Raw genomic sequence first — 25,458 nt, forward strand, 5'->3', positions numbered from 1 at the left:
TCGCCAGTTTTTTTCGATTACTGCTGACCTACCACCATCACTCGCGCTTCAGTGGCGGCAAACTCTTTTTCGCCTGCCTGCGCTGCAATCCCGCCAAACGGCATCTGGGCAATCAGCTTCCAACTGCTTGGAATGTTAAACGCTTGGGCGACATCTTGTTCAAAAATGGCGGAATAATGCTGCAAACTTGCACCAATACCCAAATTGCTCAGCTGCGTCCAAACGGCGTACTGGTGCATGGCGTTGGTATGCTCAGCATAAATCGGAAAGCTGTCGGCATAAATTGCAAACTGCTCTTGTAGCGCCTTGATACCGTCGTTATCTTCAAAGTAAAGAATCGTTCCGGCACCGGCGCGAAAGCTATCCATTTTTTGCTTCGTACTTGAAAAATCGTTGTCACCGACAATCTGTCTTAAATTTGTCTCAGCAATGTCCCAAAGGCGTTTATGCGCCTCGCCAAACAGAACGGTAATCCGCGTGGTTTGCGAGTTAAACGCAGAGGGCGTGTGCAAAATGGCATGCTCTACCGCATCAACCACCGCTTGCTCAGAAACCGGAAGCTGATCCGTTAGCGCATAAATGGTTCGGCGGTTTGCAAAAATATCTTGAAGGTGAATCGCTTCTTGAGTCATAAGTTATCCTTATTGATTGAAATTTAGCTTATCTTGATAAAAAGTTTTGGCGTTGGTTAATTGGCATTGATTAAACTTGAGCTTGACTAAACTATGAAGGATTAATTTTCAGTAGAGCCAAGCGCTTCCCGACCATGAGCGCTGTTAAAATCGATTTTTGGCCCTACTGGAATAATTTTATTTGGATTGATCGTGTCGTGGCTTTGGTAATAATGCGTTTTAATGTGCGCCATATTGACCGTTTCTGACACGCCTTTGGTTTGGTACAAATCACGCAAGTAGCCCCAAAGGTTCGGGTAATCAACAATTCGGCGGATGTTACACTTAAAATGCCCAACATAAACACTATCAAAGCGGATCAAGGTGGTAAATAAGCGCCAATCGGCTTCGGTAATTTGGCTGCCGGTTAAATACTGCTGCGAGCTTAAGCGCGCTTCTAGTTGATCAAGCGCGTCAAACAGCACCATCACCGCCTCTTCATAGGCTGCTTGGGTGGTAGCAAAGCCCGCTTTATAAACACCATTGTTAATGGCGGGGTAAATAAACGCGTTCAGCTCATCAATCAGCGCAAGCAGTGAGGGCGGCGCAAAATCGACAGCCACCGCGCCAATGTCGTCAAACGCTGAATTAAACATACGGATGATTTCAGAGGATTCATTGTTGACAATGGTGTTTCGTTTTTTGTCCCAGAGCACCGGAACGGTAACTTGACCTGTGTAATCCGGTTTAGCGGCAGTGTAAATTTCATATAAATACTGAGCATTAAAGATGGGGTCAGCAATCACCCCTGCTGCCTCCTCAAACGTCCAACCGTTCTCCCCCATAACAGGGTTAACGACCGATAACGATATCATGTCCGTCAACCCTTTAAGCTTTCGATAAATCAAGGTTCGGTGCGCCCAAGGACAAGCAAGGGACACGTACAAATGATAGCGATTTGGCTCGGCTTTAAAACCGCCGACCCCTGAGCTGCCTTTGCTGCCATCTTTGGTGACCCAATTTCGAAAGCTTGAGTTTTTGCGCTCAAAGCGACCATCTTTGGTATCATACCAGCGGTCTTGCCAATTGCCATCTACAAGTAATCCCATGATTGCCTCCTTGCCGGTTCAACTTTTTAATTAAAATCAGTTGATTAAAACCAGTTGTTTAAAATCAGTTGATTAAAAGTTACCTTGATTAAAGTCGTCAAAAGCTTGCAATACCTCAGCTTTGGTCGTCATCACAAAAGGTCCACCGCGAGCAATAGGCTCTTGCAAAGGCTTGCCCGCGATCAGTAAAAAGCGCGCCCCATCACTGCCACCGGTTACCAACAGTTCATCCCCGTGGGTTAATACGCCAAGATGTTTGGCGGTTAATGGTTGGTTTGCCGCCTCAGTTTGGTCATTGCCTTCTGGTATCACACGGATATCGCCCTCGATCACGTAAACAAAGGCGTTATGCGCTCTCGGAAGCGATTGCTCAAACGTCGTTTCCGCAGGAAGGCTGATATCAAGATACGTCGGATATGTGTGATGATTGACCACAGGACCTACTGTTCCTTGATTGGTACGCCCTGAAATTACCCGAATTTGCGTGCCATTATCGCGGCATTCAAGCGGCGTTGATTCAGGCGGAAACTCTTGATATTTAGGTGCGCTCATTTTTGCAGCAGCCGGAAGGTTGACCCAAAGCTGAAAACCTTTGAGCAATCCCTCTTCTTGCTCGGGCATTTCTGAGTGAATGATACCTTTTGCCGCCGTCATCCACTGAACGCCACCGGATTCGATAAGTCCTTCGTGACCGGCATTGTCTTTGTGACGCATTCGACCATTTAACAGGTAAGTGACCGTTTCAAAACCGCGATGCGGGTGCGCCGGAAAGCCGCCAATATAGTCATTTTTATCATCACTTTCAAAGCAATCGAGCAATAAAAAGGGGTCAAGAAAATTAATCTGCGGCGAGCCGATAATTCGGGTCAACTTGACACCATCCCCATCCGCCGTGGCGACACCTGAAAACTGCTGGGCGATACGACGGAAAACTTTATTATGTTTTGTTGTCATAAGATCACTCCGTTAGGCTTTTGAAGTTACCTTATTATAGTAACTGTTGACGGAGTAAAGATAAACGTCAATAATTGCAAATATATGTTCTGCTGACAAGAACAATAAAAAAATAAAGGGGATGATTTGGGACAATTAGAAGATATGGCGCTGTTTATTCGCATTGTGGATGCCGGCAGCATCACCAAAGCCGCCGAGCAGTTAGGTCTTGCCAAATCCGCAGTCAGCCGTAGGCTTAAAGATTTAGAGCTGCGCTTAGGCGTCCAGCTCATCAGCCGAACGACAAGAAAATCCAACGTCACCGAGTCAGGCGCTGAATATTATCGGCGCGCTAAAACTATTTTGGATGAAGTGAGCTTATTAAATGAGCAAACCAGCGGCGCCCCCATGCTTATTGAAGGGACGCTAAAACTAACCGCGCCGTTATCCTTTGGTTTGATGCACCTAAATTCGGTGATTCATGACTATGCCAACTTGAATCCTAATTTGCGATTTGAGCTGGATTTTACTGACCGAAACGTGGATTTAATTGAAGAAGGCTTCGAGCTTGCCATTCGCATTGGCAATTTACAAGACTCAAGCTATCAAGCCCAGCAGCTGACCATCATTCGCTCCGTTATTTGCGCAAGTCCTGACTATCTAAGTCAAAACGGCATACCAAACACGTTGGAGGATTTAACCGCGCATCATGTTTTACAATATAGCTTAAGCCAAAGCCACGATTTAGCCCTCACCGATGCGCAAGGTCAGCAGCATTTAGTTTCCACGCATTCAAAGATGAGGGCTAATAATGGCGATTTTTTGTTAGATATGGCGGTCAGAGGTCACGGAATTGTTGCCCTGCCAACCTTTATTGCTTATCAAAAGCTTAAAAGCCAAGCGCTAATCCCTGTACTTCAGCAATTTCGACTGCCCACCCTAAACGCTTACGCCGTTTATCCACAAAATAAGTTTTTATCCAAGCGTTGCCGAGCGCTTATTGAACTGATTGCCGAGCGCTTTGGTGATCATCCTTATTGGGATGACGATTGTGGCATTGCTAAAAACATAAGCCTAAAAAAAATAAGCTAAAAGACGGTCATATTTCTTTTAGAAAAATTTAAATATTTAGGCACGATGATATGATTTATCAATAAAAAATTCGGCTTTAAACCTAAAAATGAACTGTAAATAGCCATCAAAATCAAGACTTTGGCTCATCAAGATTGCTATCTTGTTTTAATACTGAGCGCTGCTCTTTTTCTAAGCGCTCAAGGGCAAAATTGAGCCGTTTTTTAATTTCTTGATAGTCATAGTTTTTAACGTCTTTAAAGTTTAAATGCAAATTAAAGCCGGGTAAGGTGTGATCGATCCATTTGGACATCTCCCCTTGACTGACATCAGGATCAAGCACTTGCCAAGCCGGCACTTTGTCATCAAAACCTTTTAAACTAAAAGTGCCTGCAAACTCGCAATCGTAATCGTGGCAGATGTAATCGTAAGTGGCTTGGCTAATAAAAATATCGCTTTTCCCCGCCGCCGACTCAAGCCTTGAGGCTAAATTGGCTTCTTTACCAATCAAGGTATAGCTCATGCGGTTGCTGCTGCCAAAGTTGCCCACATGACAATAGCCGGTTGAAATGCCAATACGAACGTAAAGCCCCTCAAATCCCATCAGCCGCCAAGTTTGACGCAGGCTGCGCATCTCGCGGCGCATGTCCACCGCCATCGCCACACAATCAAGGGCATCTTGACGAGCACCGCGACTGTTCGGCTCACCAAAAAAGCAAACCATGCCATCGCCAATAAACTTATCAAGCACCGCGCCGTGGCGATTGGCGATCAGCGTCATGCTGTGCATATAGGTGTTTAAAATATCCGCAAGATTGTCAGCGCTTAGGCTATCTGAAAGCTCGGTAAATCCTGCGATATCTGAAAACATAATCGTTAATTTGGCGCGTTTGTTGGCAACGATTACTGGGCTGTCCGTTTTGACAATCGGCTGCCAAATTTGCGGCGGCACAAATCGGGTCAATTTATTGATGACTGACACCATGGTGGCTAGGCGCTCACGAGCTTGGGTAGAGGTTTTAAAATAGCTCAAATATTTGCGATGAATGGACCAATACTGCCATAAAATGGCGCAAATACTGACAAACAACACCGTTGGCGCTAAAAATCCTTCATGGCAGTTGGTATTTCTACCATTTAACGTGACGCTGACATAATAAAACATCAAGCTGGTAATCACCGCAACGCTGACAAGCTTTAACCGATCTTCGCTCTCGCTGACAATTACCCGAAAGCCAATCAGCATAACAAGGCTTAGCGCCATCACGGTACAAAACTGTGACAACCCAATCATGGTCGCCAGCAAAATGATGACAATGTTGGACGTCCAAAAACTTGGCGCTCGGCGATAGTTGTAAACCAAGATCATTATGCTTGGCAAAACGACAATCACCAGTCGCGCCATCGAACTTGGATTAAATTCGTAATACAGCGCTGAAAAAATGCCAGTAATGATGAGCACAAAAGCTTCAGGATAGTTAAACGAGCCATCCTTTTGGTTGGTAAGCTTTTGCTTGAAGGCTTGTAAATTAGAAAAGCGACTAAAAAATGCCATGATGATCCGGCGTAAAGCAAACAAAAAGGGGAAAATAAGTTATAACCGATAATGGCGCCAGATGCCAGTTATTCTTACTTAAACGTTAATCCTATGTTAATAAATATAAAATGCTAGGCATAAAAATAAGCCATTTATCAAACAGTTAAGATAAATGGCTTAATTAATTTTATTTTGGCTACATGCGCCAATCAAACGGCATTTGATGATGACCGCGAAGCGCCATCATGAGCGCCTGCTGCATTTGGGTTAAAATCTCTTGCGAATACGGCACGGCAGGGATGCCCCAAACCGGATTTGGCCATTGGCTGTCGTTTTGGTAGCGAACAATGTGATGAAAATGCAATTGCGGCACTTGATTGCCAAGAGCGGCGACGTTCATTTTATCGGCTTGAAAAGTTTTGGCAAGCTGACTTGACAGCCAGCTTGACTCGCGTAAAAACTGAGCTTGATCCGACTCACTTAATTCATAAAGCTCTTTGACCCCTGAGACGCGCGGCACCAAAATCAGCCACGGAAATTGGCAGTCGTTAATCAAGCGGCAAGTGGACAGTGGAAAATCCCCCACCAAAAAACTATCAGCGGCAAGCTTTGGGTGCAGTTGAAACATAATGACAGCGGCTCATCTTATTAATTTTAGCTAGTTTAGCAAAATTCCTAAGCTTGGCATAGCACCTTAAGCCGCTCCTCAATTTTACGGTAATGATCAAAGCTTGTTAGATCGTTTCTGTGATATGCTCATGAAAATAATTAAGCAGCTCGGTTACCGTGTCAACGCGCGCCTGCGCGGTGGTCAGTTTAGCCGCATCACTAAAGCGAATCGCTGAGGCGCCATTCATTTTAAAATGGCGAGCGTCTGATTGGATCAGTTTGATGATAGATAACGCTTCAACTGGTGTGTCCGGCGCAAATTCTAAGGTCACGCTTGAGGTACTGGCATCAATCTTATTAATTTTTAACGGCTCAGCCAATAACCTTAATTGATGAACGGCAAATAACTGGCGGGTTTGCTCAGGGAGCGCGCCAAAGCGATCAATCATTTCGGTGCGAATATCAATCAGCGCCGCTTTGTCCTCAGCGTTACTGATTCGCTTGTAAAACAGTAGCCGCTGATGAACATCGTGTAAATACTCCTCCGGAACAAGCGCGGAAGCATGCAGATTAATTTCACTGGTTAAAGACAGCGGCGAGCTTAAATTCGGCTCACGACCGGCTTTAATGGCTTTGGTGGCGCGCTCAAGCATGTCCATATACAAGCTAAAGCCAATCGCTTGCATGTTACCGCTTTGCTGCTTGCCTAAAATCTCCCCCGCCCCGCGAATTTCTAAATCTTCACTTGCCAACATAAACCCTGCGCCCAAAGTATTGGCGCGCTCAATCGCATGAAGGCGGCGTTTGGCATCGCCTTTTAAGCCTTTAAGTGACGGCACAAGCAGATAGCAATAGGCTTGATGATGGCTGCGACCCACACGACCGCGAAGCTGATGAAGCTGCGCCAGACCAAATTTATCAGCGCGCTCAATGATGATGGTATTGGCATTTGGAACGTCAATTCCGGTTTCAATAATGGTGGTACAAACCAAAACGTTAAACTTTTTATGGTAAAACTGCTGCATGATTTGCTCAAGCTGACGCTCTTGCATCTGACCGTGAGCGACGCCAACGCGAGCCTCGGGAACAAGTTCGCGGATAGTTTCTGCCATGCGCTCAATGCTTGCCACATCGTTATGAAGCAAATACACCTGACCGCCGCGAAGCAATTCACGCAAAATTGCCTCTTTCATCAGTGCGTCGGTTTTTTGCATGACAAAGGTTTTAATCGCCAATCGGCGCGCTGGTGGCGTCGCGATAATCGACATATCGCGCATGCCGGATAGTGCCATATTCAGCGTTCTTGGGATGGGTGTTGCGGTCATGGATAGGCTATCAACATTGGTTTGAATCGCTTTAATGCGCTCTTTATGGCGAACACCAAAGCGGTGCTCTTCATCGACAATCATGAGTCCTAAATTGACAAATTTGACATCCGGCTGCAATAACTTGTGCGTGCCAATGACAATATCCACTTTACCGTCGGCTAAATCGGCCAGCACTTTTTCTTGATGCTTTTTACCACCAAATCGTGAAAGTGATTCAATCCGAACCGGCCAATCCGCAAATCTATCCAAAAAATTATCTTCGTGTTGACCGGCAAGCAAGGTCGTTGGTACGAGCACCGCCACTTGATATCCCGCGCTTACCGCAATAAATGCCGCTCGCATGGCAACTTCAGTTTTGCCAAAGCCCACATCGCCACAAATGAGGCGATCCATCGGCTTATTTTGCTTCATATCATGCATGACCGCATGAATGGCATTGGCTTGGTCGGGCGTTTCTTCAAAGGCAAATTGACTGGCAAACAAGTCATAATGCGCCATGTCAATGTTAAAATGAATACCGACTTTAGCATCACGCCGCGCTTGAACGTTAAGCAACTCGGCGGCAACGTCATGAATTTGCTCAAGGGCTTTTTGCTTGGCTTTATCCCATTTGCCGCTGCCAATTTTATGCAAAGGCGCGGTCGCAGGATCGCCGCCACTATAGCGGCTAATCATGTTGAGATTGGCAACCGGAACGTAAATGCTCGCGTCATCGGCGTATTTTAAATGGATAAATTCTTGCTCGCCTTCCCCAACGTCCAAAGTAATCAAGCCATCATAACGACCAATACCATGCTCAATATGAACGACCGGACTGCCTTCGGTCATTTCGGTAACGCTTTTTACCAAAAACTCTTCAGAAACACCACTTTGACGGCGGCGGCGCGTTTGTAGCACTTGCCTGCCAAATAATTGCGTCTCACTAATCATCACCAAGCGCTCAGGAACAAACACCCCGCGCTCAATCGGCGCTACCGTCAAGCCAACGGATGGCAAGCCGCGGCTTTGACTGGTGATGTCATTTTCGGCTAAAAACTCTTTAAAACTTGGATAAATTTTGGTATCAATTTTACCTTTAAACAGCTCAGTTAGAATTTCGCGGCGACCTGCCGTTTCTGCAACAATCAATATCGGGGCACTTGCATTTTCCGCTAAAAAGTCTAAAAGCGCGGCAAGTGGTTCGGCTTTTTGATGATTCACCGGCAGCTCTGGCGGCGGTAACGCGGTCAATGTCACCAAGCCTTGAGCGCCCTCTTTTGCCTCAACCATCTTATCATCCGCACCCAAAATCACGCGCGGATAACCGTTTAGATATTCATTAAGCGAACTTGATGGCAAGTACAGCAGCTCAGGCGGCAAAATGGGCTTATCGATATCATGGCGGCGCTCTTCATAGCGGCGCTGAATTTGCGACCAATATTCCGCTTGGTTTTCGTTAATTAACTCATCGGTAATGATCAGCGCATCTTTGGGTAAATAGGCAAATAAATTGCCTTCCGATTGCCAATCATTTTGGTCAAAAAATAGCGGCTGATAATATTCCAAACCGCTACTGGCAATCCCTGACATCACATCTTGATGCAGCTCAAACTTTCGGCTACTGGTGTTGGGAAACATTGCCGCAAAATTGGTTCGAAACGTTTCGCGACCTTCATCAAGCGGAAATTCTTTAGCAGGCAGAATTTGAAACTGCTTAATCGGCTTTGAAACGTCCGGCAGTTTATGCAGCAGCGACAGCGACTCTTGACGGACATTGTCATCTTTGCCGGCAATAATATTTGCCAAATCGTCTTGGGTGAGCGTTCTTTGCGTTTCGGGGTGAAAAAAGCGAATGGTGTCGATTTCATCATCAAACAAGTCAAGGCGCATTGGAAACGGCTGACCCATCGCAAAAATATCGACGATGCTACCACGAACCGCAAACTCCCCCGGCTCAAACACGTTTTCAACCGCTCGGTAACCGGCTTTGGTCAATAGTTCACGCTGACTGTTAATATCAAAAGTATCACCAACCTTTAAGTCAAAATGCTGACCGATAAGCCAACTTGGCGGCGCAACCCTTTGCATGAGCGTTTGAATAGAAATAAGCAGAACGCCAAATTTTGGCATGTCCGTCAATAAATTAATGCGCTCACTGACGATATCTTGATGCGGCGACAAGTCATCGTAGCTGAGCGTTTCCCAATCAGGGAACACAAAGGCATCAACGCCGCAAAAGGCAAGCTCAGTTTCGATTTGATTGAGCTGATTTTGATTGCGAGCGACCACCACTTTTAGGCGATTGTCCAACTGCCAAAGATCGGTATCAACCAAACTTGATAGCCATAAGCTGCCAACCGCACCATAAACGGGAGCAAGCCAGCGGCGCTCATTTTTTAAAATAGGAAAAAGTTGCTCATTAATCGGGGCAAAGGCAGCAGTTAAAGCAGAGATAGGCATAGCAGAATCAAATCAACGTGATAGGTTAGGTAAGCTTGTAAGCAAAAAACTATTATACGAGGATTTTGGTCATTGACCAAAACGATTGCCGTAACGGTTTGTGATTGGCAAAGCGGAACGATGAACCAGTCAAATAGCAAAAAATCCCAGTGATGACTGAGATTTTTACTGAACTATTAAAAATTTGGTCTTTAAATAAGATTAAATCAGCGGCTTATCGCTTGCAATCATGCCGTTGTTGTCAGCATAAATATACATGCCAGAATTCAGCGTCAAATCGCCAAAGCTGATTTCGATATCGGTTTGACCTTCATCACGTCGCGTTGATTTGCGAGGAATACAGCCGACTGCCATCACGCCCAAATCCATCTCTGCCATCGCATCGACATCACGGACGCAGCCATAAATGACCACCCCTTCCCAGCCGTTTTTGACCGCCGATTCGGCAATCATATCGCCAAGCAGGGCACAGCGCATTGAGCCGCCGCCATCAACGACCAAGACTTTGCCATTGCCATTATCATCACGACCGTTTGAGCCAAGCAGCGATTTGACGCGGCTGTTGTCCTCAAAGCATTTTACCGTCACGATTTGACCGCAAAATTTATCTTTACCACCAAAGCTATAAAACGATTTACCCTCGATATTGGGCAGGCAAACTTGCGATTCTGGGTTATTATCCAGCAAATCACAGGTTACAAAGTTGTCTTTGGTCATCTCAGTCATTGATTACGCTCCATGCTTATTGTTGACAATGCTTTTGCCATTAATTTTTATTGAACAAATTGCGTTCATGTTTAAGCTTTTACTTAAATCAGCAGTAAAAATTATCGCCCATAACATAGCATAATTGCCGCCAATCGCCTAATGCTTTACGCGCGTCATGGCAAGCAGCTGCTTATTTTCGATGATATCAACGGTAGGAAATTTAGAAGCTTCGCGGTATTTTCCGCTTTCATAAATCGCTTGGGCGCTCATTGCCATCGCGATTGCCACCCTTTGGGCAGAGATTGGTCGTAGGGGCACCGATTCTGATACCAAAGGCGCAATGATCGAAAACGCCTTTTGGCTTAAGCTTTCAAGCGGTCGACCTTTATGCTTACCAAGCAGCAGTGACGGTCGAAAAATCACCAAGCGGTTAAAATTAAGCTCGATAATTGATTGCTCCGTTTCCGCTTTAACCCGATTATAAAAAAAGCGGCTATTTTTATCAGCATTCATGGCGGACAACAAAAAGAAGTTTTGAACACCTTTATCTCGGCACAATTTGGCAAAGGTGACATTGTAATCGTGATCGACTTTATAAAATGCCTCATCGCTTCCGGACTGCTTTTTGGTCGTCCCAAGGCAGCTGAACGCATCGGTGGTACTGTCCGCGCCAACGCTTGCAAAGACTTCTTTTAAATTGTCAAAATCATTGACTTGATAAAAGCGCATCCGGCTATTGATAAAGCGCGGCGGGCGGCGGGCAATTACAATTAAGGTCTCATAGAGCACATTTAACTGCTCGATTAAATGCTGACCAACAAGCCCCGTCGCCCCGATCACTATCGCTTTTTGCTGCATAGCCTACCTATTATTGTTCGTCACTAAAATGAAGGATTGGCAAACCCAACCACTATTCTTGCCTAAAATACCTTATTATCCCTCAAGCTTGGCAAGATTTATTGTAAAAGAGTTTATCAAATCCTTTTCTTGGCGACCGATTATTTTTTAATCTTATAGGTTCTTGATCATATTTTCAGCACTTCACTTGACGCAATTCACAATCAATGGGCGATTGGTTTTTAAATATATTGTCCTTATGCTAATAATTTGCTAAGATAACCGGCTTTATACGCCAAGGTTGTTGCATTATTCCCAGCGGCTTTGGCACAATTGATGAGAATCATCGGCATCATTTTGACGAGACGGCTGCTCGTCGGCCATGATTGTTTCACAGAATTTGCAATCAACATTCATAACTTTATCTTCAAGGAGATACGCGTGGCTAACTCTGCTCAAGCTCGTAAACGCGCCCGTCAAAATACCAAACGTCGCCAACATGCCGCTTCACAGCGCTCAATGGTTCGCACTTATCTTAAGCGTGTTGACGCTGCCATTGCAACTCAAGACTATGCAGCAGCAACTGAAGCTTTCAAAAGAGCCGTTCCTGTGATCGATCGCATGGCGGACAAAGGCATTATTCACAAAAACAAAGCCGCTCGTCGTAAAAGCCGCTTGAATAAAGCCATCAAAGCATTGCAAGCTTAATACCCATTAAGCTTAAAAAAAACCTTACCACTCGCGTAAGGTTTTTTTTATGGCAATTCCCAACTGACTTTTGGCGGTAATAACAACTGCTGCGGCGCAAACCCAAGCGCTAAATAGCTATCGAGCAGGCTGCTAATCGATTTTGAATACAATCTGCCGCGCCAAATAAAATAAGCCGTTGATTGATAAAAAGGCTGATCGTCAAACCACAAAAACGTCCCCTCCATCATCTTTGGCCAATCACTCCAGCTTAGGTTTTTCGTATCGAGCATCACGGCTAAAAAAGCCGACAATAAAGTGTCATGACTGATTGCCAATAACAGATGATTTTGCTCAGGGCGCTTTTGATAAAATAAGGATAGCAAATCAAGCGCTCCTTGATATGCGTTTTTGGTGCCGTCAAGATCGCCTTGTAAAAAACGGTTGATAAAATTTAATACCCCAATTTCTTTAAACACTGGACTTGCAATATCAGGGTCAATCACCAAACTTCCCGGCTCAACAAGCAGCGACTGCGGCGCAATATAGCGACTCAGCCCTGCCCCTGCTTGCATCAATTGAGCGGTATCAATGCAGCGCTTGATCGGGCTTGAAATGCTATCAACCTCCATCGAATACGGCAGATTATTGGCAAGCCAGCAGCCCCAAGAGTGGGCAAGAACGCGACCCTTTTGCGTAAGTGGCAGCTTGGAGCTTGCAAAGCCATTGCCGTCAGAACGCTCGCGCAACGAGTGGCGGGTGAATAAAATCAGCCGCTTAGCTTCTGGCAGCAGCTCTACCGACGCCATCATGCTGTCAGGCAAGTGCTCAGGAACAGGAGCGCCGCTTTTTTGATAGCTTGCCATCGTTGATATATTAGCATTCGCGTAGGGAGGATTTGAGTTCATGGCTCAAGACTAGCAGATTTTTTTGCTGCCGTGAACTAATGACAAGTTTTGTAGCAATCATTTTTTGAAGTTGAAAAAATCGTTTAAGTTATGCTTAAACGTAATTCGGATTAGTTTTAAAAAAAATTTGCTAACATAAAAAAGCTGGATGATAAGTCCAGCTTTTTAATAAATACAAGCTTTAAGCAAAGAACGTTAACGCTTAGATCCCTGACAAAATCAAATTTAGCTTAGCAAGGGGGTCGCTTGCCGTCGTGATGGAGCGACCAATGACCAAATAATCCGCGCCATCATCAAGCGCTTGCTTTGGCGTACAAATCCGCGATTGATCGTCGCTATTGTCCTCAGGTAAGCGAATTCCCGGCGTTACCAGTTTAAAATCAGTACCGCAAAGCTGCTTGAGCATTACCGCTTCGCGCGCTGAGCAAACCACCCCATCAAGACCAGCATCACGCGTCAGTTTAGCAAGGCGGCTGACTTGTAAGTCCAAATCATCATTAACACCAATTTGCGACAACGCCGCCTCATTCATTGAGGTGAGCACCGTTACTGCAATCAAGAGCGTTTGGTAATCGCCATCGACAAGCGCTTGCTTGGCGCGTGACATCGCCTCAAAACCGGCGCTGGCATGAACATTCACCATCCAAACGCCCAAATCTGCCGCCGCTTTCACTGCCTGCGCGGTGGTATTTGGGATATCATGAAATTTTAAATCCAAAAATATCTCAAAGTCGCGACTTTGCAGTTCGGTGACGATCTGAGTGCCGCAGCGGGTAAACAGCTCTTTGCCCACTTTCAACCGGCACAAGTTAGGATTAAGACGGTCGGCTAAGGCAAGTGCTTGCGGCATGGTAAGATTATCAAGCGCCACGATGACAGGAGACATGACAGTTTGGGTTAAAGCTTTGGAGGAATTCATATCAAAATCGCTTTAAAAATGAGGGACTGAAAAAATCGAGATGATCACTTAGCAACTATAAAAAACGCCGATTAAAATTTTTAATCAGCGTTTTAGGGCTTAAGCTAAAATATTGTCATTGACCGCTTCGCGAAGGGCTTTGCCAGGTTTAAAATGCGGAATGGCTTTTGCTGGAACCGGAACACTCTCGCCAGTCTTTGGGTTGCGACCTGTTCTTGCGCGGCGATGATGCAAACAAAAGCTGCCAAAACCGCGAACTTCAACGCGACCGTCATTAGCAAGTGTGTCGATCATCAAATTTAAAATCTCGCGAACCGCATCATCAACGACCACTTCGGTCATGGTGTCACAGTTGGCACTCAAATTATTAATAAAATCGGACTTATTAATCGCCTGTTGCATTATTACACTTACCTTATTGATTCATGAGTATCATCATTACTAACGCTAAAAACTAGCCTTAGTCGCCATTATTTTTGTTAACGCTGAGTGCGAGCAGTCAAACCGATTGAGCCTTTTTATCAGCCATTTTGACCCAAATCAAACAAAGCCAAGCAAAAGTTAATGCGATTTCAACCACTTAGTCCTATTTTACATTTCGTTACCCAATGTTGCAAATAATAGCGGAAAAATTTATCTTTAATTTTCAATAAAAAGCAGCTTTTATTATTAAAAAATTATGAATAGTGGATTATCTTTACTAAGTTGAAAAATAAAAACCAAAAAAAAGCGACCGAAGCCGCTTTTTTTATTTACGATATTTTCTACTTACAATATTAAATAGCTATTATTGCATTTGCTCTTTGATCAAATCACCAATCGTTTTTGGCTGAGCGTCAGCTGATTGCTGAGTGTTGCTGCTCAAGTCTTTAATCGCTTGACGCTCTTCGGCTTCATCTTTAGCTTTTACAGATAAGCTGATGCCGCGAGATTTGCGATCAACGCTGATGATTTGCGCTTCAACGTCGTCACCAACATTTAGATGCTTGGTCGCATCTTCAACGCGGTCACGTTGAATTTCTGAAGCGCGAAGGTAGCCTTCAACGTCGTCAGCCAATTCGATAACTGCGCCTTTCGCGTCAACTTCTTTCACTTTACCAGTGACGATCGCGCCGCGGTCATTAGCAACTAAGTACTCATTGAATGGATCTGAGCTTAACTGCTTAATACCAAGGCTGATACGGTTGGCTTCAGCATCTACAGACAATACCATAGCTTCTACGGTGTCGCCTTTGTTGTAGTTGCGGATCGCGTCTTCGCCAGACTCATTCCAAGAAATGTCTGATAAGTGAACTAAACCGTCGATGCCGCCATCAAGACCGATGAAAATACCAAAGTCAGTGATTGACTTGATGGTGCCTTCAATTTTGTCGCCACGCTCATGTTTTTTGTCAAACTCATCCCAAGGGTTAGCAAGGGTTTGTTTGATACCAAGGCTGATACGGCGACGCTCTTCGTCGATGTCAAGGATCATCACGTCGATATCATCGCCCACTTGAACGACTTTTGATGGGTGGATGTTTTTGTTGGTGTGATCCATTTCAGACACGTGAACCAAACCTTCGATGCCCTCTGAAATTTCAGCAAAGCAGCCGTAATCGGTCAAGTTGGTTACGCGAGCTTTAACCACGCTGCCTACTGGGTAAGTTGCGCCAACATTGTCCCAAGGATCCGTGCCAAGCTGTTTTAAGCCTAAGCTTACGCGGTTGCGCTCACGGTCAAATTTCAAAACTTTAACTTTTAAGTCTTGACCCACTTCAACCACCTCAGATGGGTGCTTGATTCGGCGCCATGCCATATCGGTGATATGAAGTAGACCGTCGATACCGCCTAAGTCAACAAACGCACCGTAATCGGTTAAGTTTTTGACGATACCTTCAACTTCGATACCTTCTTCAAGCTTGTTCAATAGCTCTTCACGCTCTGCTGAATTTTCAGCTTCCATAACGGCGCGGCGGCTAACCACAACGTTATTGCGTTTTTGATCAAGTTTGATCACTTTAAATTCAAGCTCTTTACCTTCTAAATGGGTGGTGTCGCGAATCGGGCGAACATCAACCAATGATCCTGGCAAGAACGCGCGAACTGAACCGATATCAACGGTAAAGCCGCCTTTTACTTTGCTTGAAATGATGCCTTTGACAATCTCATCGTTGTCATAGATTTTTTCAAGAACATTCCACGTTTCAACGCGTTTGGCTTTTTCGCGAGACAGACGGGTTTGACCCATACCGTTGTCCACTTCTTCAACCACCACGTCAACGCTATCGCCAACTGCTACTTCAAGCTCGCCGTCGTCATTTAAAAACTCTTCACGAGCGACGATACCTTCAGATTTAAGGCCGGTGTCAACGGTGATCCAGTCGCTATCGATGGCAACGACCGTTCCTGTGATAACTGAGCCACGCTCAATATCAAGACCTTGCTCTTCAATGCTCGCTTCAAATAGTTCAGCAAATGATTCCATTATTTCTACCTTTGTATAGCCGTAGCCTGTCCAGCACAGTACGGATCAAATTTATGGCACAATAAAACGAGATACTGGTTTTTTATTTTATCTTGCCATATAAAAAAGCTGTTGCTAATAAGCTTATCAATTTACTAGCAGCAACTGTCTTTTAGCAGCAAATGCCCTTTGATTGGCAATAGCGTTTAATGGTGGTATAAACTTCCGTTGCATCAAGGGTCGAGCTGTCTATTATCAACGCATCCGCCGCCGGTTTTGATGGCGCCGTGCTTCTTGTTTCATCGCGAACATCACGAGTTTTGATCGTCGCTAAAATCTCTTCAAAGTCTGCGTTTTGGTTATCACGCTCAAGCTGAGTTAGCCGTCTTTGAGCGCGAGCTTGCGCACTTGCGGTCAAAAATATCTTCACTTCGGCATCCGGAAACACCACCGTTCCCATATCGCGACCATCGGCAACCAGTCCTGATCGCATTGCCATATCTTGCTGAAGCTTTAGTAGCGCCGCCCGAACCTTTGGAAATACGGCAACTTGAGAAGCATAACCGCCGACCGTTTCATTGCGAACTTGATCACCAACTATTTCACCATTCACCACAATATCGACACGATTTGAAGCATTATTTGGTTCAAAGCTGATTTGCAAACTTTGAGTTAGACGTTCAAGCAAATCCTCATCGAGCTCAGCATTACTTTCATCGTTAATCAAGCCAGCTTCAAATGCTTTTAAGCCAACAATTCGGTAAAGCGCTCCTGAATCTAGCAGCTGATAGCCAAGCTCTTGCGCCAATCGCCATGCTGCTGTTCCCTTTCCCGCCCCACTTGGACCGTCAATGCAAATCACCGGAAAGCGTTTAGGTGATGATGAAAAAGCATTTAAAGGGGGCAAAGACATTGCACTTATAACCATTATTGATGACTTAAGACCACAATTTTAGCAAAATCCGCTTCCGCTATATTTTCATAGTCAAATAGGGCAGTATTATAGCAAGAAAATATCGCAATCACTAGCGTTTAACGACAATTTTTCTTATTAAATCAGGGCAAATTTTGCTTAAGACTGTGCCGCTTTTTTTAAAAGTTTAGCTTGCTTACGTCTATTTTTAAAAAACTGCTGTAACATTATCCGGCTTTGCTCAGCAAATAAACCGCTATTCACGAGCAACTGATGATTGTAAAAACTTTGTGTCGTCAAATCCATCTGACTGCCGACCATTCCGGCGCGCGGCTCAAAGGTTGCAAACACAAGCCTTGCTACGCGAGCATGAATCAGCGCGCCAATGCACATGGTACAAGGCTCAAGCGTCACATAAAGGGTCGAATTTGTTGGCAAGCGGTAGTTATTTAGCGCCTTACAAGCTGATCTTAACGCCACAATTTCAGCATGGGCGGTGGCGTCCGAATCTTGAATCGGCGCGTTAAAACCCTCGCCAATGACTTGATTATCATGAACAATGACAGCTCCTACCGGAACTTCACCAAGATTGGCGCCCAGCTTTGCCAACGTTAGCGCGCGCTGCATCCAAATAATGTCATGACTTGACCAAAGCTTTTGCTCACTTAAATCATGGGGCTCATTGAAAGGCGATAATTTCATCATCACGTTATTGCGGCAACTGCCAATCAATCGGCGTTTTTCCGTGTTGGATCAAATAATCATTGGTCTTAGAAAATGGCTTACTGCCAAAAAATCCGCCACGATTGGCAGCAAGGGGCGATGGATGAACCGCTGTTAAAATTAAATGCTTATCGGTATTGATATACTTACCCTTTTTTTGCGCGTGACTGCCCCACAAAATAAATACGGTATGGTCGGTTTTTTCGTTGACCACATCAATAACTGCATCGGTAAATTGCTCCCAACCGATGTTCTTATGGCTGTTTGGGGTCGCTTCCAACACGCTCAATGAGCTGTTTAATAGCAACACGCCCTGCTTTGCCCAATAGGTCAAATCGCCATGCTTTGAGGGCGAAATGCCAATATCATCCGCCATTTCTTTTAATACGTTGTTGAGCGATGGCGGCTTTGGAATGGCTTTAGGAACGGAAAAAGACAGTCCCATGGCTTGACCGGCTTTATGATAAGGATCTTGACCTAAAATCACGACTTTAACTTTAGATAAGGGCGTTAAATCAAACGCGTTAAACATCAAGTTTGCAGGTGGATAAATCGCCTCACCTCTTTGATAAGCGCTAGTTAAAAACGTACGAATATGATCCATATTGCTTGAGGTCAGCTCCGCTGCCAGCGCTTCTTTCCAATCTTGCGGCAAGCGAACTTTATCTAGAATCGCTTGTTTTTCAGCATCCGTTTTTTCGTTATTATTATTAAAAAGTGCAGTCATGATCACCTCTTATTTTGAGTAATTATTGGCATTGTATAAAAAAACGGCTACTGGCGTAACCGTTTTTAATAATAGGGAAAGAGTTAAGCTAAAGATTCAGAATCCGAATGCGGCTCATGAGTTTCAACCACCGTCAAAATGATCCTGCTGTCTTTTGAGCCGCGCTCGCCTTGATTGTTATTACTGGTATTATCATCACTTGGTGCAAGCGTTAAGTGAACAACGCCACCATTGACCAAATCCCCAAACAAAATCATACTTGCCAGCGGTTTTTTGATCTCATCTTGGATCAAGCGCTGCATCGGTCGCGCGCCCATCAAGCGATCATAGCCTTTATCAGCTAAGTAGTCGCGAACGTCATCATCAATCTCAAGGACGACTTGCTTGTCATCAAGCTGGGCTTGAAGCTCAACCAAGAACTTATCAACCACTGAAATAACCACTGTTTTATCAAGCGGATTAAAGTGGATGATCGCGTCTAAGCGGTTGCGAAACTCAGGGGTAAATACCCGTTTTAGCGCTTCGGTATTGTCGCGGCTGTGATCTTGATGAGTAAAGCCCATTGAGGATCGGCTGATACTTTCTGCGCCCACGTTGGTAGTCATAATCAAAATTACATGCTTAAAGCTGGCTACCCGACCGTTATTGTCAGTAAGCGTTCCATGATCCATCACTTGCAATAGGAGGTTAAAAACGTCCGGATGCGCTTTTTCAATTTCATCAAGAAGCAGTACGCAGTGCGGATGCTGATTGATTTTTTCAGTCAAAAGCCCGCCTTGATCAAAGCCCACATACCCTGGAGGCGCACCAATCAATCGCGAGGCGGTATGAGCTTCCATGTACTCTGACATATCAAAGCGAACCAGCTCAGCACCTAAAAGGCTTGCCAGCTGCTGTGACACTTCCGTTTTACCAACGCCAGTAGGTCCTGCAAACATAAATGAGCCAATTGGTTTATCCGGTGCCTTAAGTCCCGCTCTTGATAGTTTAATGGCATCGGCAAGGGTGCTAATTGCCTCATCTTGACCAAAGACCAAGCGTTTTAAATCACGCTCTAAATGCTCAAGAATTCCCTTATCATCGCTTGAGACCGTTTTTGGTGGAATCCTTGCAAGTTTGGCAACAATGGCTTCAATATCGGTGACCCCAATAACCACAGGCGCTTTTTTGCCTTTGGCTTTATTTTTGGTTTTACCTGAGGCTTTGATATTAGTCGTTTCAGAAATAATATCGGTTTCAGAGGCTTCTTCTTTATCAAAATCAATTGCTTGATCTTCAACATCAACGGTTTCTTCGCCAAGATCTGCAAGTAACTCATTTTCAGCATTAATATCACCAACATCAGGGATCACACCAAGACGTTTATAAGCTCCAGCTTCATCAATCACATCAATGGCTTTATCTGGTAAAAAACGCTCATGAACGTGCTTTGCGGACAGTTGAACCGCACTCACCAATGCCTCATCGGTATATTCCACATTATGAAACTCCTCATAACGTGATTTTAAACCGCGAAGAATGTCGATGCTGTCTTCAATACTTGGCTCTTTGATATCGATTTTTTGGAATCGGCGCGATAACGCATGATCTTTTTCAAAAACTTGCCGATATTCGGTAAAAGTTGTTGAGCCAACGCAGCGCAGCTCGCCATTTGCCAAGGCAGGCTTGATCAAATTTGACACGTCCATGTTACTGCTCATGGAAGACCCTGCCCCAATGATCATGTGAATCTCATCGATAAACAAGATAGCATTGGGCTTTTGTTTTAAGGCATCAAGCAAAGACTTCATGCGCTTTTCAAAATCACCGCGATATTTGGTTCCGGCAATGAGCGCGCCGATATCAAGGCTATAAATCACGCAGCCGCTTAATGGTTTTGGCGCTTTGTCATTGATGATCAACCAAGCTAAACCTTCAGCAATCGAAGTTTTACCCACGCCCGGCTCACCGACCAACAGCGGATTATTTTTACGGCGTCGGCAAAGTACCTGAGCGGTTCGCTCAATTTCAGGACCACGACCAATCAATGGGTCGGTTTTACCTTCCGCAGCGCGCTGGTTTAAGTTGGTGGCAAATTCAGTCAGTGGGTCTTTACCACCTTTGTCAGAAACGGCTCGGCGCTCGCCACTCATCGGTCGCGGCGGCTCTGAGCTGTCCGTTTTTCCCTGACCATGCGATAAGTATTGGGTCAATTCAAGGCGGCTAATGCCTTGTTTTTTAAGCAAATAAACTGCGTAAGTATCATGCTCTGAGAACATCGAGACCAAAATATCTGAGCCTTCGACCAAACGCCCACCGCCAATCGACTGAACATGAAAGATCGCCCGCTGCAAAATGCGATCAAAGCTTTGGGTTGGCTGTGGTGACTGCTCCATATCTGCATCAATGGTTGGCGTATGCTTATTGATATACGCCTCAAGCTCTGATCGCAGGCTTGAAATATTAGCATTACAAGCGGTCAGCGTATTTGCCGCATGAGTGTTCTCTAAAAGCGCCAACAGCAAGTGCTCAACGGTCAAATATTCATGCGACTTTTGGCGCGCAAGCGTCATGGCTAAACGTAAGGAGACTTCAAGATGACGACTTAACATAGCGAATTCCTATGGTTTGTTCCTATTGCCATCATGACTCCGGCGTTACTGGCAGTCAGGATAACTATAAAATATTTTTATTAATAATAAGTGATTTTTAGTCATTGGGTTGATTATCATCACACCATGATAATCACTTGGAGTCAATCAATTAACCGCTGCTAAAATGTATCAAAGATTTTAATGAAAGGAATTTTGATGCTGACTGGTTTAAAAACAACAGCCAATGACCGCAATAGGAGTGGATCAGTAATATCCTTTATATAAGGAATAAGATTTAAAAATCAAGTTAGGGAATGCGCAATTATTCGCCTTGATGCGGCTCAATTTGAGTCAGTAGTGGATAGCCTTCACGGTGAGCGGCGCTATTGACCTTTTTGGCTTTAGTTTCTGCGATGTCTTTGGGATAAATGCCAGCAATGCCTTTGCCATTATTATGAACGGTCAGCATAATTTCCACCGCGGTTTCAATCGAGTGGCGAAATTCTGATTGTAAAATATAAACCACAAATTCCATCGGCGTATAGTTGTCATTATACATCACCACCGCGTACATAGGCGGCTTGGCAATTTCAGGCTCCGCCACCATCACATCAGATTGCGGGGTCGATTGCGGCGCACTTTCTTCATGGGCGCGCGGAAAATTGGGAAAATAAGGCGCACTGATTGGCGCGTTCGGCAGATGCCAATCGCAAACGATCGGCTCAACAGAATCGATCATCGATTGGCAATCTTTTTGGTTAGACTTAATAAAACAAGGTTGGATTCGCGTCATTTGCATAAGAGTGAATTCAAATATTTTAATTAAAATTTTGCTTTAACGTTAAAAAGCATGCTTAAAATAAAGATGACCCTTTAATGGGGTCATTTTTGCAAAAATTAAGAGCGCCCAATCATTATTATTCAGATTTTTTAATCGCACTGGCTTTATTTGCTTTGACTTTAACGTCCTCATTGACGATCGGACTTTCATCCGGATCCCCCAAATCAAGCAGCGATAGCGGCATATTATCAACCATATCGCCAAGTCGCCAATCATAAAGCTGCTCGACTTCTTGCTTTCCAGATTCAAGAGTCAGCTTCACTTGCAGTGGCTTGAAGCCTTTTGGCATCACAAAGCGACCGCGAATACGAACAATACCTTGAATCGTATAGCTTGGCGGATCAAGGGGCACTTCTACAAAGTTATCCTTATCCTGAAGCGTTAAGGTGACTTTTAAATCTTTAGCTTTGCCATCATCGCTCAACATGCCCACATCAAAACCATATTCAAAGGCATTTTCAGGAAGCGGCTCAATTTTTGCGCCTAAGACTTGAAGCGGCATACCGCCTTTTTCAGAAATCAGCTGGGCATAAATGTCATTGAGCTGCATGACTTGCTTATTTTCAACTTTAAGCGCTTGTTGAGCTTGGCGCAATTCATCCAAATTGGCAAGGCTAATTGCCAGCTCTTGCTTAGAAGTTTCGACTTGGTTGGTCAAAACCTTGTTGCTAATTTGCAAGTCTTTGAGAGTTTTGGCGTTCTGCTCACTGCTGCTAACCGCTTTTTGCGTCTCTTCTTTGATCGCATGATAGCCGCGCTGATAGCCAATTTTATGACCTAGCAGTAGCGCCACCACGGCACTAACCAACACAGCAACGGCAAATAATGCAAATAGTCCCGTTCCTGCCCCGCGCTGACGGCTAAACGGCAACGCCAAGTTTGCGTCCAGAGTCTCATTTAACAACGGCTGATAAGATGGCGTAGGCTTTGATAGGGAGGTCACCGGCAAATTGCGCGGCGGCAAATTTTGCGAGCATTGCAGGTGGGAGTCAGTCTTAACACGCATCTTAGCAGCATCTCATAACAGAAAAAGGCGAGACATTATAACGGAAATTAGCATCAATACCTAGCCGCGCCCTGTAATCATGCCAAACGTCGCAGCAAGGATTCTGTGATAAGTAAAAGTTATCATTCTCAACTGGCTATTATAACATCTTATGGATTGCAGGTTAACCTTAAAATTTTAAGCCCAACCCTTTATCATCGTCAAAATCAAGTATTAAGGCACAATCGGCGCAAAATCTAATCCAAGCGTTTCATCCAAACCAAACATGACGTTCATATTTTGTACTGCTTGACCGGCAGCGCCTTTCACAAGATTGTCTTGAACCACAAGAATGGTTAAATCCGCGCGAGCGTTATCTTGATGAACGGCGATTCGTAAACGGTTGCTTGCGCGAACGCTTCTGGTATCTGGAAAACTTCCCTTTGGCAGCACATCAATAAAGAACTCATCCTGATAGCTTTTTTCAAACTCAGCTTGCCAATCAATTTTAGTACCTGCATCAGTCAATTCTAAATGAATCGAGCTGAACATCCCGCGGATCATTGGCACCAAATGCGGCAAAAAGCGAATGTCATGGTCAAACTGACTGGCAAGGATGTCATTAACCCCTTGCTCAATCTCTGGCAAATGACGATGACCTGCCACGCCATAAGCGGCAAAATTGTCTGAAGTTTCGGCAAAATTAAGCGACAGCTTGCCTTGACGACCTGCCCCTGAAACGCCCGACTTGGCATCAATGACAATGCGCTTGGCGATAAGCTGTTCCGCGCGGGCATTTTGTAAGTTGATAATGGGTTTTAGTCCCAAAATTGCTGTGGTCGGATAGCAGCCCGGATTACCAACCACCAACGCTTGAGCAATGGTATCGCGAGAAACTTCAGGAAGACCATAAACGGCAGATTTTAGCAGTTCAGGGCAAGCATGGGGCTGCTGATACCAGTGCTCAAAATCGCTTAACGACTGCAAGCGAAAATCAGCTGCCAAATCAATCACTTTTACGCCAGCTTTGATCAATGCTTCAGCTTGCTTCATAGCAACACCATGCGGGGTTGCAAAAAATACCACATCGCAGTCTTGAAGCTTGAATAGCGTGTCATCGCCCAAATCGCTAAAAATGATCTCTGAAACACCGCGAAGACTTGGGAAAATGCTGTCCGCGCGAGTTCCTGCTTCACTTCTTGAGGTGAGCAGCTCAAGGCTTACTTTTGGGTGAGCCGATAGCAGCCGGATAAGCTCGACTCCGGTATAGCCAGTGCCGCCGACGATCGCCGCTTTAATCATAAGTCATCCTTAATTTATTATTTTAATTGAGCATAAGCCCTAATCGTTAAACCAATTAAATTTGCAAGCCTGTTAAATTTGATAGTTATGCACCGCATCAATAAAGACTTTGGCGTTTTCAGGGTCAACCCATTGGGTGATGCCGTGACCTAAATTGGCAACATAACCGGTTTTATCGCCAAGTGCATAAGCGCTATCAAGCATGGCTGTGACTTCGCGGCTGATCGTTTCTTTTGAGCCGTAAAGGGTGGCAGGATCAAGGTTGCCTTGGATGGCTTTTGGTCGTTGCAATTTTTTATGCGTTTTGGTCAATTGGCGCTGGCTGTCAATCAGCACTTGGCGCGCGCGATCAAGCGGCATCGTCCAATCAAGCCCCAACGCATCCGCCTCGCTATCGGCTTGAATATCAAGCCATAATCCACCGCCTTTGGTAAATAAAACTACCGGAACCGTAGGATGACGCGCTTTTAGTTCTGCCACAATGCGCTTGTTATAAGCGTGGGAAAATTCAACAAACTGCCGATGACCAAGTGCCCCGCCCCAACTGTCAAAAATCTGAACCACTTGAGCGCCGGCATGAATTTGTGCGTCTAAATAATCAGTAACAGCAACGGTCAATTTATCCAGCAGCTGATGCAAAAATTCAGGCTTGCTATAAAGCAGCCCTTTGGTATAGCGATAATCTTTTGAGCTGCCGCCCTCTACCATATAAGTGGCAAGCGTCCAAGGGCTTCCTGAAAAGCCAAATAGCGGCACTTGACCATTGAGCGCTTTTCGAATACTGGTCACCGCCCGCATCACATAATCAAGCGAATCATTGACATCCAAAACCGGAAGCTGCTCTAAATCCGACTGCGTGCGAACCGTATATTTAAATTTAGGACCTTCACCGGTTTCAAAATAAAGCCCAAGCCCCATCGCATCAGGAATGGTTAAAATATCGCTAAATAAGATCGCTGCATCCAAATCATAACGGCGCAGCGGCTGCAAAGTAACTTCAGTGGCGCGAGCCGTATCTTTACAAAGGCTTAAAAAATCGCCCGCTTCGGCGCGAGTGGCTTTATATTCTGGTAAATAACGACCGGCTTGGCGCATCATCCAAACTGGCGTGGTATCGACCGGCTCAAAGCGCAGTGCTCGCAGCAATCGGTCATTTTTTAGCGGGGCAAAATTATGCTTTGGGGCAGTATCGTTAGCATTAGAGTCAGTGGCGCTCATGGCAAGCTCTCCAAAAGGACGCAAAATCCGTCGT

Annotated in this window: 22 protein-coding genes; 2 read left to right on the forward strand and 20 right to left on the reverse strand. The window is 45.0% G+C overall.

The annotated features are described in order from the left end of the window. Positions 1-17: 17 nt before the first annotated feature. From HF322_RS02945 to HF322_RS02955, 3 genes are all read right to left on the reverse strand, one after another. A complete protein-coding gene (locus HF322_RS02945; protein ID WP_169391875.1) occupies positions 18-632 on the reverse strand; it encodes a nitroreductase family protein in 615 nt (204 codons plus the stop codon). Positions 633-733: 101 nt separating this feature from the next. Continuing rightward, positions 734-1,720, reverse strand: a complete 987-nt coding sequence (locus HF322_RS02950; protein ID WP_169391876.1) for a glutathione S-transferase family protein — start codon at positions 1,718-1,720, stop codon at positions 734-736. Between the two features lie 72 nt (positions 1,721-1,792). After that, positions 1,793-2,674, reverse strand: coding sequence for a pirin family protein (locus tag HF322_RS02955; RefSeq protein ID WP_169391877.1), 882 nt, complete (start codon positions 2,672-2,674; stop codon positions 1,793-1,795). Between the two features lie 126 nt (positions 2,675-2,800). On the opposite strand from HF322_RS02955, the gene HF322_RS02960 reads away from it, so the two are divergent. Then, positions 2,801-3,745, forward strand: coding sequence for a LysR family transcriptional regulator (locus HF322_RS02960; protein ID WP_169391878.1), 945 nt, complete (start codon positions 2,801-2,803; stop codon positions 3,743-3,745). Positions 3,746-3,857: 112 nt separating this feature from the next. On the opposite strand, the gene HF322_RS02965 is transcribed toward HF322_RS02960, so the two are convergent. The 5 genes from HF322_RS02965 to HF322_RS02985 all read right to left on the reverse strand — a co-directional run bounded on the left by HF322_RS02965 (position 3,858) and on the right by HF322_RS02985 (position 11,203). Beyond that, positions 3,858-5,279: an adenylate/guanylate cyclase domain-containing protein gene (locus HF322_RS02965; RefSeq protein ID WP_219848142.1), complete on the reverse strand. Its 1,422-nt coding sequence runs from the start codon at positions 5,277-5,279 to the stop codon at positions 3,858-3,860. Between the two features lie 178 nt (positions 5,280-5,457). Then, on the reverse strand, positions 5,458-5,889 hold the full coding sequence (locus tag HF322_RS02970) for an HIT domain-containing protein (RefSeq protein ID WP_169391879.1): 432 nt from the start codon (positions 5,887-5,889) through the stop codon (positions 5,458-5,460). Positions 5,890-5,995: 106 nt separating this feature from the next. After that, positions 5,996-9,637, reverse strand: coding sequence for a transcription-repair coupling factor (gene mfd, locus HF322_RS02975; protein WP_169391880.1), 3,642 nt, complete (start codon positions 9,635-9,637; stop codon positions 5,996-5,998). 201 nt (positions 9,638-9,838) lie between these two features. Beyond that, positions 9,839-10,354, reverse strand: a complete 516-nt coding sequence (rraA, locus tag HF322_RS02980) for a ribonuclease E activity regulator RraA (protein WP_169391979.1) — start codon at positions 10,352-10,354, stop codon at positions 9,839-9,841. A 147-nt stretch (positions 10,355-10,501) separates the two neighbouring features. Continuing rightward, positions 10,502-11,203: an NAD-dependent epimerase/dehydratase family protein gene (locus HF322_RS02985; protein ID WP_169391881.1), complete on the reverse strand. Its 702-nt coding sequence runs from the start codon at positions 11,201-11,203 to the stop codon at positions 10,502-10,504. A 420-nt stretch (positions 11,204-11,623) separates the two neighbouring features. On the opposite strand from HF322_RS02985, the gene rpsT reads away from it, so the two are divergent. Next, complete coding sequence (gene rpsT / locus HF322_RS02990; RefSeq protein WP_169391882.1) at positions 11,624-11,890, forward strand: 30S ribosomal protein S20; 267 nt, start codon at positions 11,624-11,626, stop codon at positions 11,888-11,890. A gap of 47 nt (positions 11,891-11,937) precedes the next feature. Here the strand turns inward: rpsT and HF322_RS02995 are convergent, their stop codons facing one another. The 12 genes from HF322_RS02995 to hemE form a co-directional block, all read right to left on the reverse strand. Next, the gene (locus HF322_RS02995; RefSeq protein WP_169391883.1) at positions 11,938-12,777 is read right to left on the reverse strand and encodes a histidine phosphatase family protein; all 840 of its coding nucleotides are present in this window, start codon (positions 12,775-12,777) and stop codon (positions 11,938-11,940) included. A 202-nt stretch (positions 12,778-12,979) separates the two neighbouring features. Next, positions 12,980-13,663 (reverse strand): orotidine-5'-phosphate decarboxylase, encoded by a 684-nt coding sequence (gene pyrF / locus HF322_RS03000; RefSeq protein WP_375138519.1) that lies wholly within the window; start codon positions 13,661-13,663, stop codon positions 12,980-12,982. Between the two features lie 132 nt (positions 13,664-13,795). Beyond that, a complete protein-coding gene (locus tag HF322_RS03005) occupies positions 13,796-14,098 on the reverse strand; it encodes an integration host factor subunit beta (RefSeq protein WP_169391885.1) in 303 nt (100 codons plus the stop codon). A 385-nt stretch (positions 14,099-14,483) separates the two neighbouring features. Further along, positions 14,484-16,166 (reverse strand): 30S ribosomal protein S1, encoded by a 1,683-nt coding sequence (gene rpsA, locus HF322_RS03010; RefSeq protein ID WP_308811477.1) that lies wholly within the window; start codon positions 16,164-16,166, stop codon positions 14,484-14,486. Between the two features lie 148 nt (positions 16,167-16,314). Continuing rightward, positions 16,315-17,055 carry a (d)CMP kinase gene (gene cmk, locus HF322_RS03015; protein WP_169391887.1) on the reverse strand — a complete coding sequence of 247 codons (741 nt, stop codon included), beginning with the start codon at positions 17,053-17,055 and terminating at the stop codon, positions 16,315-16,317. Between the two features lie 159 nt (positions 17,056-17,214). Then, positions 17,215-17,757: a tRNA adenosine(34) deaminase TadA gene (tadA, locus tag HF322_RS03020; RefSeq protein ID WP_223193136.1), complete on the reverse strand. Its 543-nt coding sequence runs from the start codon at positions 17,755-17,757 to the stop codon at positions 17,215-17,217. 7 nt (positions 17,758-17,764) lie between these two features. Beyond that, the gene (gene ung, locus HF322_RS03025) at positions 17,765-18,505 is read right to left on the reverse strand and encodes a uracil-DNA glycosylase (protein WP_169391888.1); all 741 of its coding nucleotides are present in this window, start codon (positions 18,503-18,505) and stop codon (positions 17,765-17,767) included. A gap of 83 nt (positions 18,506-18,588) precedes the next feature. Further along, a complete protein-coding gene (gene clpA, locus HF322_RS03030; RefSeq protein ID WP_169391889.1) occupies positions 18,589-21,096 on the reverse strand; it encodes an ATP-dependent Clp protease ATP-binding subunit ClpA in 2,508 nt (835 codons plus the stop codon). A 304-nt stretch (positions 21,097-21,400) separates the two neighbouring features. Further along, positions 21,401-21,817: an ATP-dependent Clp protease adaptor ClpS gene (locus tag HF322_RS03035; RefSeq protein WP_169391890.1), complete on the reverse strand. Its 417-nt coding sequence runs from the start codon at positions 21,815-21,817 to the stop codon at positions 21,401-21,403. Positions 21,818-21,995: 178 nt separating this feature from the next. Beyond that, entirely contained in the window at positions 21,996-22,925 is a 930-nt protein-coding gene (locus tag HF322_RS03040) for a hypothetical protein (protein WP_223193137.1), read from the reverse strand. A 213-nt stretch (positions 22,926-23,138) separates the two neighbouring features. Further along, a complete protein-coding gene (gene argC / locus HF322_RS03045) occupies positions 23,139-24,206 on the reverse strand; it encodes an N-acetyl-gamma-glutamyl-phosphate reductase (protein WP_169391891.1) in 1,068 nt (355 codons plus the stop codon). A 72-nt stretch (positions 24,207-24,278) separates the two neighbouring features. Beyond that, entirely contained in the window at positions 24,279-25,424 is a 1,146-nt protein-coding gene (gene hemE, locus HF322_RS03050; protein WP_169391892.1) for a uroporphyrinogen decarboxylase, read from the reverse strand. Positions 25,425-25,458: the final 34 nt, after the last annotated feature.

It is taken from the genome of Psychrobacter sp. MF31, from assembly GCF_012847335.1.
Classification (GTDB): Bacteria; Pseudomonadota; Gammaproteobacteria; order Pseudomonadales; family Moraxellaceae; genus Psychrobacter.